This window comes from Streptomyces gottesmaniae, assembly GCF_031845845.1.
Taxonomy (GTDB): Bacteria; Actinomycetota; Actinomycetes; order Streptomycetales; family Streptomycetaceae; genus Streptomyces; species Streptomyces akebiae.
Window position 1 is genome coordinate 1 of the sequence record NZ_JAVRFJ010000177.1, and the last position, 387, is coordinate 387.

Sequence of the window (387 nt, forward strand, 5' to 3'; positions counted from 1 at the left end):
TTTATGAGGCGGTCGCAAAAAATCTTGTCGCGAAATTGACACAAGAAAATTTTCCAGCGAGCAGCGCGTGGATACGCCTGGATCAAGAAACATCTTCTGTACAGGCTAAATCGCAACACCGCCGGGTTTCGCGCATACTTTGTTCGCAAATGCTCGCGACCATGCCCCGGCGAGTCAGTTCGTTCGTCCCGATGCTCCTCGATCAGCAAAAATGGCGCAAAGTTGTCGCGCGCATGTTCGAATGACAGAGAGCGTTGAATTTATCGCCGGTCGTCATGCGTCATACGCGAATCCTCAATCGTGACGATTGAAAGCACGCAAAGACCTGATACAGACTGCTGCGGTGCAACAGCTACGGAATGTCGATGTGACGGCTGTCTCTTATAC

The 387-nt window shown here is 51.2% G+C and carries 1 protein-coding gene; it reads left to right on the forward strand.

Translation table 11 applies throughout. The features are described from left to right. Positions 1 to 245: hypothetical protein (locus RM704_RS44950; protein WP_311593648.1), on the forward strand; the 245-nt coding region annotated here is incomplete at its 5' end. Between the last annotated feature and the right edge of the window lie 142 nt (positions 246 to 387).